A 14248-nucleotide genomic window follows, 5' to 3' on the forward strand; every position below is an offset into this window, starting at 1 on the left:
GGATAAGATTAATGGCGGCATTCTACCATGTTGCTAGTGTACCGCTAGTAACATAGACACTTTAGTTGGATAATACTGGTTCAATAAAACGACGATAAGACAGGGATGTATGGAAATTACGCCGAATGAACGCGATGCAGTATATAAAACGATTTTTTCTCGCCGAGATGTTCGTGGTCAGTTTCTTCCTGATGAGATCCCAGAAGATGTGTTGATGCGTGTACTAACCGCAGCGCACCATGCGCCCAGTGTTGGCTTTATGCAGCCTTGGGACTTTGTCGTTGTCCGTGATATCGAAACCAAACAACAAATCAAAGCCGGTTTTAATCAGGCTCATGCAGAATCCGCGGAAATGTTCACCGATGAAAAGCAGGCAATGTATAAGCGTCTAAAGCTTGAAGGCATTGTTGAATCACCTATCGGTATCTGCGTGACTTGCGATCGCAACCGAACCGGAAAAGTCGTTTTAGGAAGAACCATCAAACAAGAAATGGATCTCTACAGCACCGTGTGTGCGGTTCAAAACTTGTGGCTCGCGGCAAGAGCCGAAAATCTCGGATTAGGGTGGGTGAGTATTCTTCACGACTCAACACTGCGAGACGCATTAGATATCCCAGAAAATATCGATATCGTGGCGTACTTATGTATCGGCTACGTTGACCACTTCAAAGATAAGCCCGAACTCGAAACCATGGGCTGGCTACCAAGAAGAGACGTCAATTCAGCGATTCATGAAGGGAAGTGGAATTCAGACCAAATCAAGTCAAACGAAGAGTAATTGCATCTGCCAGTATTAATCTCGATGGCTAGTATCAAGATCTAAAAAAGGGCTCATTGAGCCCTTTTTGATATTTGCTAGCTGTTATCTGATTTAGATATACAAACCAATTTAGATAAATAAACCGAGAACCTAAGCGATCTCAATTTTCTCAGCTTGGTTCTGTTCTACCATAGACAGTGCTAGCGCTTCCGCAGCCTTAATACCATCGATACCAGCAGATAGGATACCTCCAGCGTAGCCTGCGCCTTCACCAGCAGGGAAGAAGCCCTTAAGGTTGATGCTTTGGTAGTCTTTGCCACGTTTGATGCAGACAGGAGAGGACGTACGCGTCTCAACACCTGTTAATAGACCGTCTGGCGTAGAGAAGCCTTTGATCTTCTTCTCGAACGCAGGGATTGCTTCACGAATTGCTTCGATAGCAAAATCAGGTAGCGCCTTTGAAATGTCTGTTAGGTGGATACCCGGCGTGAATGATGGTTTTACTTCACCGATTTCACTTGGATCGCGACCTTTCAGGAAGTCACCGATTTTCTGTGCAGGGGCGTCGTAGTTCTCGCCACCTAGAACATAAGCGGCACTTTCTAATTCACGTTGTAAACGGATACCTGCTAGTGCGTCACCTGGGTAATCACGCTCTGGGTCGATACCCACAACGATGGCACTGTTTGCGTTACGTTCTGCACGAGAGTATTGGCTCATGCCGTTGGTTACTACGCGACCTTCTTCAGAAGTCGCGGCAACCACAGTACCACCCGGGCACATACAGAAGCTGTATACAGTGCGGCCATTCTTACAGTGGTGTACTAATTTGTAGTCCGCTGCACCTAAGATAGGATTACCTGCGTTTTTACCGAAGCGAGCTTCATCGATCATCGCTTGCTTATGTTCGATACGGAAACCAACAGAGAAAGGCTTAGCTTCCATGTAAACGCCACGTTCGTGCAGCATTTCAAACGTATCACGAGCACTATGGCCAACAGCCAGTACAACGTGGCGAGATTTGATCTCTTCACCGTTAGAAAGCGTCAAACCAGTGATTTGACCGTCTTCCATGTGAACGTCATCAACGCGAGTGCTGAATCGGATTTCGCCACCTAGCTCAATGATAGAAGCACGCATCTTCTCGATCATGGTAACCAGTTTAAAGGTACCGATGTGCGGCTTACTTACGTATAGGATTTCTTCAGGTGCACCTGCAGCAACGAATTCTTCGATTACTTTACGGCCGTAGTGCTTTGGATCTTTAACTTGGCTGTATAGCTTACCGTCAGAGAATGTACCTGCGCCGCCTTCACCAAACTGTACGTTTGATTCAGTGTTCAGTGTACGCTTACGCCAGAAACCAAAGGTATCTTTCGTACGTTCACGAACTTCTTTGCCACGCTCAACGATGATTGGATTGAAGCCCATTTGAGCAAGCACTAGGCCAGCGAACAAACCACAAGGGCCAAAACCGATAACGACAGGGCGCTCAGTTTGGTTCTCAACCGCTTTAGCCACGAATTTATACTCCATGTCAGGAGTCACTTTTACGTGCGGGTCGCTAATGAATTGCTCTAACAACTCAGCTTCGTTTTCAACGAGAACATCAAGCGTGTAGATAAGTAAGATTTTTGATTTCTTACGAGCATCGTAGCCACGTTTAAAGATATTAAAAGAAAGTACCTGATCAGAATTAATGCCAAGTTTCGCTTCAATAGCGTCTTGAATGGCTGATTCTTCGTGGTCTAGAGGGAGTTTAATTTCGGTTAAACGTATCATTTCGATGTCTCGTCTTTATAGGTGTCTTAGCTAGACCGCTTCTAAACGCAGAGTTTGATGAAAACGCTGATGTTGAAAGAAGCGATAAGCTCACAATGGCGCGCATTTTACGAGAAATTGATTTATCTGTCATACTAATTTGGAAACTTGGAGCAAATAGACACGATATTAGAGCCGTATGATGTTGAATTTTGCCTTGGGATGAGTATTATCCTCCATTCTTCAATTTTGACTAACTTATAGAGCAGAGCATCATGGCATTTGTCGTAGGCGATAACTGTATTCAATGTAAATACACAGACTGTGTGGCGGTATGCCCCGCAGATGCGTTCCATGAAGGCCCGAATTTCATGGTAATCAACCCAATCGAATGCATTGATTGTGGTTTGTGTGTACCTGAATGCGACGCTCAAGCGATCTTCCAAGAAGATGAACTGCCAGAAGATCAAAAGATCTTTATTGAAGTGAATGCCGAGCTTGCCGAAATCTGGCCGGTACAAACTGAAGTCAAAGCACCGATGGATGAAGCTGAAAAGTGGAATGGTGTCGCTGATAAGTTGGCAATGCTAGAAAAGTAATTGTTGAAAAGAACTCAAATAAAAAGGCGTACTGATTTAATCAATACGCCTTTTTTAATATCTGAGCACTGTCGACTGGCTCGTTAGCTTATGAGATCTAGCTATGCTGACGACGCATGTTGTCGAGAATAATACCTGTCGCCATTGCTACATTCAGAGACTCTGCGCCACCGAATGCTGGGATCGTAATTTTATCAGTCACGTATTTAGCGGCGTGTTCACGAATGCCGTGAGACTCACTACCCATCAGCAAAATACCGTTGGCTGTAAACTCCGTCTTATGAACACTTTCGCCTTCTAAGAACGCCCCGTAAACAGGCAGGTTCGCTTGCTCTAAGTATTCAGGTAAGTCTGTTTGACTTACGTGTACTCGGCCAAAGCTGCCCATGGTCGCGCTGATCGTTTTCGGGTTGTATGGGTCTGCACAGTCGCTGCTCGCCACGATATGCTTAATGCCATACCAGTCTGCGACGCGAATAATCGTACCTAGGTTGCCTGGGTCAGATACACCATCCAGTGCAATCATTAACCCAGTAGCTTTTGGTAGTTCAAATGTTGGGATCTCAACAACAGCAATCGCCGCATTATTACTCACCAAAGTACTCGCTTTGGTTAGATCATCTAGTGAAGCTTCAACACAATCAAACTCAAACAGTGACGCGTGATTTTCAGATAAGAAATCAGCCGTAGCAAAGACGTTCTTTACGACTAAGTCACTATTGAACAGCTCAAGAACGTTCTTTTCACCTTGAACTAGAAACAGGCCGTGGGCTTTACGCTGTTTCTTTTGGCCCAGAGCACGAAGGAGTTTTAATTGGTTTTTTGAAATCATGTTTTTATCCTAGATATAAGCCCGCGCATTATAGAGCAAAGGTTGGAGAACCAAAAGCGTGATAACTCAATGCGATCCACTAAAAAGCAAAAGCAACCCACTTAAAAAAGAAAAGCGCACTAAATAGCGCGCTCTTATCTGATTTACTTGCCTAAGTTTCGCTGAGCCGAGAAGGCTAGGCTAAACCGATTATTTAATATGGGGCAGGGTAGCGCTTAAACACGGTGTTGATATCAGTAAGGATCTCTTCTGACAACGGTTTGCTGAACGCTGCTACGTTCTCTTTCAGTTGTTCCATGGTGGTTGCGCCAATAATAGTGGAGGTGACACCATCAACTTGATTACACCACGCTAATGCTAGTTGGCTCGGTGTAAACCCGTGAGCGTTCGCAACTTCGACATATCCTTTTACGGCTTCATTGGCAGACTCAGTGTCGCGGAAAATACCTTTACGCTGCATGTACGTCCAACGGCTTCCTTCTGGTCTCGCACCATCAATGTATTTGCCACTCAGCATGCCCGCTGCTAACGGTGACCATGGCAGGTATGCAACGTCTTCATGCACACAGTTTTCAATCAAATAAGGCCAGTCTTTCGCGTGCAACAGGCTAAATTCATTCTGAATAGAGACCATTCGCGGTAAATCATGCTTCTCACTGAGCTTAAGGTAAGTGTTAATACCCCAAGTGGTGTCATCAGACAAACCAACATGACGGATTTTTCCTGCTTTAATGCAGCTCGCCAGTGCTTGGAGGATCTCTAGCATCTCCGCTTCATGCTGCTTTCGGTCGATATCACTGAATCGAATATGATTCGGGAAATGTTTGCCAAAGTGAGGCGTGGTTCGATTTGGCCAATGCAATTGGTAAAGGTCGATATAGTCCGTTTGTAAACGCGCTAATGAAGCGTCAACCGCTGCAATTACAGCTTCACCCGTGATTGGCCCGCCATCTCGAACCCAAGGCAATCCCGGACCTGCAATTTTGCTGGCGATGATGACTTCTTGGCGGCGCTGCGGATTGCGAGCTAACCAGTTACCGATGATTGCTTCCGTTTTACCGTAGGTGTCTGGAGACGGCGGTACTGCGTACATCTCTGCGGTATCGATAAAGTTAATACCTTGGCTTAGCGAGTATTCGATTTGTTGGTCAGCTTGTTGTTGCGTATTTTGCAGCCCCCAAGTCATGCTACCAAGGCAGATTCGGGAAACGGGAATTTGACTACTTCCTAGTTTTGAGTATTCCATTAAATTCGGGGTTCCTGTAGTGAGGCTCGTCAGTGCTCGCATTGTGGATACTGAAAAAGGGCGAGTGAGGAATGAAAACGAATATGAATTATTAGCACAAAATGGCAGCACAGGGTATGGCTTGGGCGAGTTTAATGAGTCATTTCTCAATGCAACAAATGAGTCTGCTTGATGATTGAGAAACAACATACAAAAGACGCGATAGATAACAAGGTGTTAATAGATCAGGCGCCTGAATGAAGCTGCATTGGGATAGAAGAAAGGTCCAGAGACAAAAGAGCTCTACATCAAAGTGAAGTAGAGCTCTTTTTTAGGGGTTCTATAAACAAGTTCTGAGTATTGATTAAGTTACGAGGTCGCGTTGGTGTCAAACCCACCTTGAGATTGCGCCTGTCTTAGAGCTTCCTGCCTTTGAACTTCTTTCTCAGTTAATGCTGGTTGAAGTGTTTCCTCAGAGGCTTGAGGAGATAAAATGAAATATTTATTAATCGTCATAACTGTGTCTCCGTGTAACGTATGACAGATTCTGCATCAAGGATAAAAGGTGATCATCATCCACTTTGTACTTTTTTTAGGCTGAGAGCGGAGGGCGTAGAATGCGTACAAAGCGATCGCTTATCATCCGTATGCAATGTTGAACTGACGAAACCCTCTTGCTTTCAAGTATAGGAAGCTCGTCTAATTTCGCACAATAATGATTTAGAGCAATTACATACATGGTCAGGGGCGTAAGATGAAAAGCCTCGCGACTGACTCTGCGTACGTATTAACTTAACAATACCTCGCTTATCTACATGAAGAATCAAGTCAGTAAATCAATTACTTAATCCATGGTGAGATGAATTATGGAAAAGCTTGTCGAACGTTTTCTGAATTACGTTACTTTTGATACCAAATCCGATCCTTCTAATCAGCAATGCCCAAGTTCACCGGGTCAAATCACGTTTGCTGAAGCCTTAAAGTCAGAATTGATCGCACTAGAGTTAGTTGATGTTTCTTTAGATGAAAATGGCTATTTGATGGCGAAACTGCCGTCGAATGTCGATTACGATGTGCCTGCCATTGGCTTTGTCGCACATATGGATACCGCCCCTGATGCATCAGGCGCGAACGTGAAACCTCTGGTGATTAAAGATTACCAAGGTGGAACGATTGAATTAGGCACGAGTGGCGAATGTTTAAACCCAAGCCAATACCAAGACCTTGATACCCTGCATGGTCATGACCTAATCACGACGGATGGCACGACTTTACTTGGTGCCGACAACAAGGCGGGTATCGCTGAGATCATTAGCGCGATTGCCCATCTTAAAGCGAATCCAGACATCAAACACGGCGACATTTGTATTGGCTTCACACCGGATGAAGAGATTGGTCGTGGTGCGAACCTGTTTGATGTTGAGAAGTTCGGTGCTGAGTGGGCGTATACCATTGATGGTGGTCCAGTCGGTGAGTTGGAATTTGAGAACTTTAATGCCACGAGTGCTGATGTGATCTGCCATGGCGTAAATGTTCACCCGGGTACCGCAAAAGGCAAAATGGTGAACGCGATGAATATTGCGGCTCAATTCCAATTGATGATGCCAACACAAGAAACACCCGAGTGCACAGAAGGTTATGAAGGTTTCTACCACCTGAAATCCGCTGAAATGGGCGTAGCGCGTTCTGAATTAGGTTACATCATCCGTGATTTTGAGCGTGAAGGTGTAGAAGCACGTAAGGTATTCATGCAACAGAAAGTGGATGAGCTGAACGAGCGCCTAGAGAAAGGTCGTGTTGAGTTGGTGCTCACCGATAGCTACTTCAATATGAAAGAGATGGTTGAACCGCATCAGCACATTATCGAGTTAGCCAAGCAAGCAATGATCGAGTGCGATGTTGAGCCTATGATCAAGCCTATCCGAGGCGGCACAGATGGCGCTCGCTTATCTTTCATGGGGCTACCGTGTCCGAATATCTTTACTGGTGGCTACAACTTCCATGGTATTCATGAGTTCATTACCATTCAAGGCATGGAACAAGCGGTAAAAGTGATCGTGGAACTGTCTCAGCGTACCGCTATTCACTATCAAAAATAGCCGCCTAAAACGCGATATCTCTTTGTATTTTTGAGAGTATTCATTAATACTCTCTTTAAGCATAAGGGAGTACGCGATGAAAAAGTTAGTTTTACTTTGCACCCACTTAGCCGTGGGTGCTTTTGGTTTTGGGCTTGGTGTCTACGCACTACCTATCTTGATTGAGCCTGATTCTCCTTCCTCAAGTTCTGTTGAAGCGATCAGTCAGCAGGCGATCTATACAGGTGAGTTCACCAAAGACCGACAAGACAGTGACTTTTTGCATTGGGGAGAGGGCACCGTCTCTGTCTCTGAAAGTGCGATAGCTTTTGAAGGTGAATTGGCGCCGGGGCCGGATTATAAGGTTTACCTATCACCTAAGTTTATTGAAACCGAACAGGCATTCAATGACAGCAAGAACGAGTTACTGAGAGTCGGAGATGTGAAAACATTCGACCGATTTATGGTTGAACTTCCCGAAGGTACTGATCTTAATCGATTTAATACCGTTGTGATTTGGTGTGAAACTTTTGGCCAATTTATTACTTCTGCCAAGATAAAATGATAGCCTTACCTAAGCTGATAAATGCATGAAAAGGAGCGCTCTATTTTTGAGCGCTTTTTTATAATGCGTTTTTTGGGTTGAGTCAGTCGCTGTGTCGTTGTCAAAAGCTCATCATTATAGAGCTAATCGTTTTAATGCTCGTCGTTATAAAGTTTAATGGTTGTAATACAAAGGAATAAATAATGGAAAAGATGTGGCAAGTAATAGATTTCCTACTCGCGCATAAGTTTATTTTTAGTGCACTGATTATCTGCATTATTTTAATAATCCGACGAATCACTTTGTCTCGAATCCGTGGTGATGTCGCTTTTCTAAGTGAAGACCAACGTAATTGGATGTCACGCACCAAAAACGGTACGTTTGCCATTATTATGGTCACTTTATTTGTGCTGTGGAAATCTGAAATCAGCGAATTTGCACTGTCTGTTACCGCTATTGCGGTTGCGATAGTCGTGGCTTCAAAAGAGATCATTCTCTGTTTTACTGGCTCTATTCAACGTGCGAGTTCTCGCTCATTTAGAATTGGTGATTGGATTGAAGTGGGTAAAATCAGCGGTGAGGTGATTGAGCACAACTTGATGGCGACTGTGATTCAAGAAATCGATTTGTATCACGGGCAATACCACTTCACAGGCAAGACTGCTACGCTGCCTAATAGCATGTTCTTCACTTATCCGGTAAAGAACCTCAACTTCATGAAGCGTTATGTCTACCACAACTTTTTTGTGACGGTAAAAGACTTTGTAAACCTATACCCTATGGTGCCGGATCTTATCGTGAAAATTGAAGAGCATTGTGAAGAGTTTATTGATGTTGCCCGTCGTTACAATGGTGTGATTGAGAAGCACGCTGGTGTTGACCTTCCTGGCTCTGAACCGCATATTCATATCACGAGCAGCTCAACGGGTGAGCAAGAAGTCCACTTCATGATTTTCTGTCCGACAGAGAAAGCGATTCACCTTGAGCAGGATATCCGTAAGGATTTCATGGAAGCTTACGCTCTGGCGTTCCCAACCAACGCTTAATTTACTCATCAGTCGATTGCGATCAAGCCACAGCGTCCAAATTATAGTTTTCAAACTATAGCGCCTGAAAAAAGAAAGCCGAGAGCGATAATATCGACTCTCGGCTTTGTTGTATTTGAGATCTAGACTTAGACCTTGAGACCTAGCGTTAGAGATTAATCCAAGTCAGCGAGTGGCAACCAGTCTACTTCTACACCAGCTTGCTCAAACATATCTTGGCTTATCTTGATCTTATCTCCCCAACGAGAAAGGAAATCTTCACTTTGCTCTGGGCAATGTACCGCTGAAATCCCCGTTTGGATGATTTTTGCTGCACAGTTCGGACAAGGGAAGTGAGTGACCCAAACTTCACAACTGTCTAAATCACGTTTAGCAAACAAGATTGCATTTTCTTCAGCGTGAAGTGTCTTGAGGTATTTCATCTCGCGATCGTCAGTATCAGCACTATCAGACACGCCATGTGGGTAGCCATTAAAACCAACCGAGACAATACGGTTGTGCTTCGTGATTACGGCACCGACTTGAGTTGAAGGATCTTTACTCCAAGAACCGACCAATTCCGCCATTTGATAGAAACGCTTAGCCCATTTTGAAATCATGAGAATTCCTTAACAATTAAATGTGAATGCTTATCTGCCCGACAATACATTATGTTAGACAATATCCATAGAGAACAAAAGCTGAGAGGTTGATTTACCTAGAGATTGTAACGTGTTTGTAACCACTTTATAAGCACTTGGTTTCAATTAACATATTGATACACTTTGGCTAGTTATAATTGATATTCCTCGGACAATGGTAACGGGTGTGTTACGTAAATTTTATACTGTTCAAATACTAATAAGTGACGGTATAACCATGCGTAAAAAGTTGATCCTTACGGCTCTTGCAAGCTCTCTTATTCTTGCTGGATGTGGGCAAGATGCTCAAAATGCCAAGCAAGCGCCTCTACCTCTCGTAGCTGTACAGGATGTTAGCGTTGTTTCTCACCAGCAAAGTAAGTCGTACATCGGTCGTATTGAAGCCGTTGAAGACACGGCTATCACAGCGCAGGTTTCTGGCTATCTACAAAGCCGTCATTTCAATGAAGGTCAAATGGTCGAAAAGGGCCAATTACTTTACTCGATCGAGCCATCTTCTTTTGAAGCTGAAGTCGCAAGCGCAAAAGCGTCTGTTGCTCAAGCGAATGCAAACCTTAAAAAAGCCGAACTTGATTTCAACCGTGGTAAGAATCTACTTCCTAAAGGCAGTATTTCTCAATCGGAATTCGATGCATTGACGGCAAACTTATTAGGCTCTCAAGCACAGCTTGAAGCAAGCCAGGCTCAGTTAAATGCTGCGAATGTCCAGCTTTCACATACTCAGATCGTAGCGCCTTTCTCTGGAAGGATCAGCGACACCAAAGTGAGCACGGGTGACCTAGTTTCACCGTCTTCAGGTGTATTAACTACGTTGGTTAGCCTTGACCCAATTCATGCTTCATTCAGCATCAGTGAGCGTGAACGTATCGAGTTAGGTATGGATCGCATTGAAGGCGACGGCAGCAGCGATTCTGCGGGTGTTGAAGTTCAGATCATGCTTGAGAATGGTGAAGCGTTCGAACATCTAGGTCAGCTTGATTTCTTGGGCAACCGAATCAACCTAAATACTGGCACGATTGCGATGCGTGCTATTGCCGATAACCCAGAACAGCAATTGTTGCCGGGGCAACACGTTCGTGTTGACTTGCGTGAGAAGCAATCTATCGACGTAGTTACTATTCCTCGCCGTGCGGTTCAAACCGATCTAGAAGGTGATTTTGTGATGGTGCTGGTGGAAGGTGAGGCTGCCCCAGTAGCTGAACGTAGAAACATCGAGATGGGCCGACAAGTTGAAGGTGGTGTGATTGTTCACTCTGGATTAGAGAAGAACGACGCGGTGATCACTCAAGGCTTACAGCGTGTGCGTAATGGTATGTCTGTTCGCATTCAACCTACTGCTGAGTAAGGGGCTTATTTATGTTGAGTCGTTTCTTTATTCAAAGGCCTAAGTTTGCCCTTGTCATATCCATAATCTTAACACTGGCGGGTGCGATCTCTCTCGCTATCTTGCCAGTGGCGGAATATCCAAAAATTAGTCCGCCTTCTGTTAGTGTTACAGCGTTCTATACAGGTGCAAGTGCTGAAGTAGTAGAACAGGCGATAGCCGACCCCATAGAAACGTCGGTTAACGGCGTTGAAGATATGATCTACATGTCTTCTAAGAGTGCTAATGATGGTTCATACAACCTTAACGTGACCTTTGATGTTGGTACTGATGCTGATATGGCTCAGGTCAACGTTCAGAACCGAGTTGCTCAAATCGAATCAAAGCTTCCTCAAGAAGTTAGAATGGTGGGCGTCACCGTTAAAAAGCGTTCACCTGACCTTTTGATGGTATTGAACTTCTATTCGCCAAACGGTGAATACGACGATCAATTCTTGATCAACTACGTGAACTTAAACATTAAAGACCAATTGGCTCGTGTAAAGGGCATTAGTGAAGTTAACGTTTTGGGTGGTGGTGAATACGCGATGCGTGTTTGGTTAGATCCTGAGAAAATGGCTAACCTGAATATAACCACCTCTGACGTGAATCGCGCGTTGGCGGAGCAGAACGTTCAAGTCGCTGCAGGCCGTATTGGAGCCGCGCCTTATAACGACGCGCAAGAAGTGCAGTTCAACTTGGTAACAAAAGGCCGACTAGAAACGGCTGACGAGTTTGAAAATGTTGTGCTTCGTGCAAATCAAGACGGTTCAACGGTTTACCTAAAAGACATTGCACGCGTTGAGCTTGGTAAAAAGTTCTACGATGGTAATGGTAAATACCGTGGTCAAGATGCTTCAATCGTAACGCTGTCACTTCAGTCAGACGCTAACGCACTGGAAAGTGGCAAAGCAGTCATGGCGATGCTAGACAATCTAAGCAAAAACTTCCCTGAAGGCGTTGCTTATGAGGCGAGTTATGACACCACACTCTTCGTTGCAGAGTCGATCAAAGGCGTAGTCAAAACACTTATCGAAGCAATTTTGCTGGTTATCGCGGTAACGTATCTGTTCTTAGGTAGTGCGCGTGCGACCTTGATTCCGGTGGTTGCGATTCCGGTATCTTTGATTGGTACTTTTGCGATCATGCAGATGACAGGCTTTACCATCAACACGGTAACCCTGTTTGGTTTGATATTGGCGATTGGTATCGTAGTAGATGATGCGATCTTGGTTATCGAGAACGTAGATACCACGATGGCCAAAGACCCAACGATCTCACCGCGTAAAGCAACATTGATCGCGATGAAAGAAGTAACGGGTCCAATTGTGACATCTACATTGGTACTACTTGCCGTGTTTATCCCTGTAGCGATGCTTCCGGGTATTACAGGCATCATGTATCGCCAGTTTGCTCTGACTATCTGTATCGCGGTTGTTATCTCGTCAATTAACGCACTGACCTTGTCTCCGGCATTGTGTTCATTGGTTCTTAAACAGGGTGGTGGTAACACAGCACGTTGGTACCAAGCGTTTAACCGTGGTCTTGAATCTGTCACCAACAAATACGGTCAAATTGCAGGCTTCCTTGTGAAAAAGGGTGTTCTACTGTTTACCTTCTTTGTAGTCGCGCTAGCAGCAGTAACTTACTTTGCGAAAACCACGTCTACGGCATTTGTACCTCAAGAAGATAAAGGTATCTTGCTGGTTAACGTGCAACTTCCTGACGCAGCATCACTGTCTCGTACAGAAGATGTGACAAAGCAATTGTTAGAGATGGTTGAGCAAGAGCCGGGCGTTGATGGTGTGACACTGGTTAACGGCTACGCATTCATGACGGGCGCTTCTGCTTCTAATGGCGCGTCGCTATTTATAAAGCTGCATGATTGGGATATGCGTAACGCACTGGATGGTCAACATTCCGCACAAGCTATCTCGCAACGTATTAATGGCCGAGCAGCCACTGAACTGCCTCAGGCGATTGTATTTGCGATGGGACCTCCAGCCGTTCCGGGTATGGGTGCTGCTTCTGGTTTCGAATTTGTTCTTGAAGATACATTAGGCCGTAGCCGAACTGATCTGGCGATGGTAATGAATGACGTGATTGCTGAGGCGAACAAACAGCCTGAGATTGCACACACGTTCAGTACTTTCCGTGCCAACGTTCCTCACTACTATGTCGATATCGACCGTGAGAAAGCGCAGCAATTAGGCATTCCGTTGTCGGAAATATTCCAAACGCTACAAGGTAATCTTGGTTCACTGTACGTGAACGATTTCACCATGTTTGGTAAGAACTTCCGCGTGACCATGCAAGCTGATAGTGAACACCGTAGCAGCATGGATGATCTCCAACGATTCCACGTGCGTTCGTCTAATGGCGAGATGATCCCGTTAAGCACATTGGTGACTTACGACCAGATCTTTGAACCAGATGTAGCATGGCGTTACAACATGTACCGCAGTGCGGTGATTCAAGGCCAACCAGCTCCGGGTTACTCAAGTGGTGATGCAATTGCAGCGATGGAACGTGTCGCAGCTGACGTGCTGCCTCAAGGCTACCAGTACGAATGGACAGGCATGGCTTACCAAGAAGTACTAGCAGGTAACCAAGCGATCTTTGCTTTTGCACTGGCTCTGATCTTCATCTATCTGTTCATGGTGGCGCAGTACGAGAGTTGGACAATCCCTATAGCGATTATATTAGTGGTACCTGTCGCGACCTTAGGTTCTTTCTTGGCGCTGAACCTAACTGGAACGCCGCTTAACCTCTATGCGCAAATTGGCTTAGTACTCTTGATAGCATTAGCCGCGAAGAACGCAATCTTGATTGTGGAGTTCGCGAAAGTTGAGCGTGAAGAGAAAGATGCATCAATCGAAGATGCGGCAGTGAAGGGCGGTACGCTGCGTTTCCGTGCTGTGAACATGACCTCTTGGTCGTTCATCTTAGGTATCTTCCCGCTTATCTTCGCCGCGGGTGCTGGTCACGTGAGCCAGAACTCGTTGGGTATTTCACTGATCGGCGGTCTGTTATGTGTGTTGTTAGCGGGTACGTTCCTAATCCCAGGCTTCTATGCATTCGTTCAACGTAAGCGTGAGAAGGCACACGGTGGTAATACTAAGTTGATTCCACTCGACGATGAGTAAAGGAACTTTTATTTATAGGAACGGTTTTTTGGTAAAAACCGCTTCCTTATAAAAATTATTCCCTTATGAAAAATAAGGCTTAGTGTGATGCTAAGCCTTATTTTTATTCCAATCATGAATGAAAAAAGTCGTTTATATAATCAAATGTTCATTGTGTGATGGAGTTAACACTCTAAAAGTAGGTGTCTAATAAAATGATGTTTTATTTTTAACTTGTTGATATTTAATAATAAGTAATGGTTCAGCTAACGTT

General features: G+C 44.8%; 12 protein-coding genes. 7 read left to right on the plus strand and 5 right to left on the minus strand.

Going from position 1 to position 14248, the window contains the following annotated elements; translation table 11 throughout:
- The first annotated feature begins 109 nt into the window (after positions 1 to 109).
- A complete protein-coding gene (gene bluB, locus AC3CKG_RS21840; RefSeq protein ID WP_065104568.1) occupies positions 110 to 778 on the plus strand; it encodes a 5,6-dimethylbenzimidazole synthase in 669 nt (222 codons plus the stop codon).
- A gap of 132 nt (positions 779 to 910) precedes the next feature.
- Here bluB and AC3CKG_RS21845 read toward each other — a convergent pair whose 3' ends face one another.
- Positions 911 to 2542 (minus strand): NAD(P)/FAD-dependent oxidoreductase, encoded by a 1632-nt coding sequence (locus AC3CKG_RS21845; protein ID WP_017098685.1) that lies wholly within the window; start codon positions 2540 to 2542, stop codon positions 911 to 913.
- A gap of 254 nt (positions 2543 to 2796) precedes the next feature.
- On the opposite strand from AC3CKG_RS21845, the gene fdxA reads away from it, so the two are divergent.
- Entirely contained in the window at positions 2797 to 3120 is a 324-nt protein-coding gene (gene fdxA / locus AC3CKG_RS21850) for a ferredoxin FdxA (RefSeq protein WP_050650887.1), read from the plus strand.
- A gap of 97 nt (positions 3121 to 3217) precedes the next feature.
- Here fdxA and AC3CKG_RS21855 read toward each other — a convergent pair whose 3' ends face one another.
- The 3 genes from AC3CKG_RS21855 to AC3CKG_RS21865 form a co-directional block, all read right to left on the minus strand.
- A complete protein-coding gene (locus AC3CKG_RS21855) occupies positions 3218 to 3952 on the minus strand; it encodes an RNA methyltransferase (protein ID WP_017099786.1) in 735 nt (244 codons plus the stop codon).
- A gap of 193 nt (positions 3953 to 4145) precedes the next feature.
- Positions 4146 to 5198, minus strand: a complete 1053-nt coding sequence (locus AC3CKG_RS21860) for an aldo/keto reductase (protein WP_017099787.1) — start codon at positions 5196 to 5198, stop codon at positions 4146 to 4148.
- Positions 5199 to 5546: 348 nt separating this feature from the next.
- On the minus strand, positions 5547 to 5693 hold the full coding sequence (locus tag AC3CKG_RS21865) for a hypothetical protein (protein WP_004731758.1): 147 nt from the start codon (positions 5691 to 5693) through the stop codon (positions 5547 to 5549).
- A gap of 350 nt (positions 5694 to 6043) precedes the next feature.
- Between AC3CKG_RS21865 and pepT the strand changes: the two genes are divergently transcribed.
- From pepT to AC3CKG_RS21880, 3 genes are all read left to right on the plus strand, one after another.
- Positions 6044 to 7276, plus strand: a complete 1233-nt coding sequence (pepT, locus tag AC3CKG_RS21870; protein ID WP_488529344.1) for a peptidase T — start codon at positions 6044 to 6046, stop codon at positions 7274 to 7276.
- Positions 7277 to 7352: 76 nt separating this feature from the next.
- Positions 7353 to 7820, plus strand: coding sequence for a DM13 domain-containing protein (locus AC3CKG_RS21875; protein WP_372149285.1), 468 nt, complete (start codon positions 7353 to 7355; stop codon positions 7818 to 7820).
- 182 nt (positions 7821 to 8002) lie between these two features.
- Complete coding sequence (locus AC3CKG_RS21880) at positions 8003 to 8845, plus strand: mechanosensitive ion channel family protein (protein ID WP_017109072.1); 843 nt, start codon at positions 8003 to 8005, stop codon at positions 8843 to 8845.
- Between the two features lie 155 nt (positions 8846 to 9000).
- Here AC3CKG_RS21880 and AC3CKG_RS21885 read toward each other — a convergent pair whose 3' ends face one another.
- On the minus strand, positions 9001 to 9444 hold the full coding sequence (locus AC3CKG_RS21885) for a dCMP deaminase family protein (RefSeq protein WP_004731749.1): 444 nt from the start codon (positions 9442 to 9444) through the stop codon (positions 9001 to 9003).
- Between the two features lie 259 nt (positions 9445 to 9703).
- Between AC3CKG_RS21885 and AC3CKG_RS21890 the strand changes: the two genes are divergently transcribed.
- Together AC3CKG_RS21890 and AC3CKG_RS21895 are read left to right on the plus strand one after the other, a co-directional pair.
- Complete coding sequence (locus tag AC3CKG_RS21890; RefSeq protein ID WP_102340556.1) at positions 9704 to 10831, plus strand: efflux RND transporter periplasmic adaptor subunit; 1128 nt, start codon at positions 9704 to 9706, stop codon at positions 10829 to 10831.
- A gap of 11 nt (positions 10832 to 10842) precedes the next feature.
- Positions 10843 to 13995, plus strand: coding sequence for an efflux RND transporter permease subunit (locus AC3CKG_RS21895; protein ID WP_065111384.1), 3153 nt, complete (start codon positions 10843 to 10845; stop codon positions 13993 to 13995).
- The last annotated feature ends 253 nt before the right edge of the window (positions 13996 to 14248 follow it).

This window comes from Vibrio sp. QJM3NY_15 (assembly GCF_057785995.1).